The following is a 1,875-nucleotide window of genomic DNA, read 5'->3' on the forward strand; positions in this document are numbered from 1 at the left end:
GCAGGCCATCGTGACCAGTGAGGCGGTGACAAAAATACCGGTGGGGGTAAACGGGGCGATCAGGTTGAGGAACGGGTTTACCGTCCAGATATCCGTGATCCCACTGTCCGCGTCAAAGGGCTGGCGGACGCCGAGCCGGACGGAGTTTATCAGCATCCCTTTACGTTTTCTATTGTGGGTTCCTCCTCTCTTTGGTGTTTCCGGCGCCGCTTTACTTTTCAGCGGCTGTGCGCTGCATCGTAGGGTACGGGGCTGGACGGCAGGCGGCGGCGTTACCATATCCGGCGTGCGGATGCCCGGGGTGTCGTCCGGATGGACCGCAGTGCTGCAACGCCCCGGTTTGCTTTCCCTCCTTGCTGGGCGTACCGGCGGGCAGCCGCTGTAATCCGCAGATACACCACGGGGCGCTGCTTCCGATCCTGCCGGCGCTTTCCTCTGGCTTGCCGGCTGCACGGCCGGCAAGCCCTGCTCATGCGTCGCTCTGCGTGCCGCAACCTGCTGGGCAACGAGGATATCCTGCCGCTCTGGTGTAACCGCACTGCCGAGACGAGGCACGACAAACTGCGGCGCGCTTTCCCGCGCCGGTGCAATGCGGGCAGCGGATACCTCCTTGTCTGTGCGGTGAGCCTGCGCCATGCCGCCAGGGGAGACAGACGGTACTGATAGTGCATCCCCTAACTGTACGGTGGCCCGCGTCTGCTCCTGTACTGTGACTGCAGCGCTTCCCTGTACGGGGCGGTCTGTCAGCGGCGTATTAACAGCGTTCGCAGCGGGTATTATGCCAACAGCCATTGAGGACGGGGCGGATGCCGTCCGCCCCTGTCTGGGCATCGGCACATCGTTTTCCCGTGCCGACGCTGCCGTAACGGATGTAGCTCCATGCACGCGGCGTTCCCGCGGTACGCTGTCCACAGGCCCAGCAGCGGGAGCGGGGACCGTCCTCTTTCCAGTTGGGGCATCCTGCCAGAGAATACAGTCGGCTTTTCCGCCCTCTGCGCGCGGCGGCGTTACCGGCGGCAATCTGCCGTCTGTTCGCGGCGGGCTCATGCGGCCAAAATCTGCCGTAAGCGGGCGCTTCGGCGGCGTCACCCTGCCGCCCGCTTCGGAGATGGTTTCGGCGGCGCTGCTGTTTTTCTCCACATGGCTACTAATATGGCTTTCATCATCAAAGTCATTCGCATTGATGGAGACTGTCCCGCGCACCTGCCGCATCTTCTCCGTATTGTCCGCACCGTACCGGCGGCGGAAGGCCTCCAGCTCCTGCGCTGCCCGCACACCCGAGCCCGCACCGCGGGTCGCAGCCGTCTCCCCTGCCGCTGTCTGGCGGCGGACACTTTCCCGTCCGCTGCCGGAAACCGGCCCTGTACCGTCCTTCCCCATACCGCCTCAGAGCGGGCCCTCCCGCGGCGGAGGGCCGGAGGTATTGCGGTGTCCGGCGGACGGTGTGTTCTGCACCGCCGTGCGTGTCACGACGGACGCGATGCTGCGCAGGGCCATGGCCGTGAACGCGCTGGGGAAGCGCGCACCCAGCGTGTCCCCGGTGAGAGCGGGGTTCAGGCCGATGCGCAGGATAACGCCGTCCATCTTCTTCGCCATACGGACAATGCCAACCACGAGCATCGCCCACGGGATGATCGCCGCGCCGTTCGGGTCTGTGGAGAGCGCGGACAGCACCAGCTTGACGAACATCAGATTGAACACCATGAGTACGCACATGCTGGCGAACATCCGCAGCCAGCCGCAGAAGATATCGCCTGTGCTTTTCGACCCGCCCATCGCAAAGGCCAGCGGCGCGCAGTACGTCAGGACACAGAGGATAACGTACCGCTCCGCGACCTCGAAGAACAGCCGGATAAGCTGCCACTGGATGACGAT

At 64.5% G+C, this 1,875-nt stretch carries 1 protein-coding gene and 1 pseudogene; both read right to left on the reverse strand.

Going from position 1 to position 1,875, the window contains the following annotated elements:
- Nucleotides 1-1,380 (reverse strand): hypothetical protein (locus tag H8S45_RS15680; RefSeq protein ID WP_186950563.1); only part of this gene is annotated, 1,380 nt, incomplete at its 3' end.
- 6 nt (nt 1,381-1,386) lie between these two features.
- Nucleotides 1,387-1,875, reverse strand: a pseudogene (locus H8S45_RS15685) (hypothetical protein); the annotation flags it as partial.

The organism is Agathobaculum faecis, assembly GCF_014287995.1.
GTDB classification, from domain to species: Bacteria; Bacillota; Clostridia; order Oscillospirales; family Butyricicoccaceae; genus Agathobaculum; species Agathobaculum ammoniilyticum.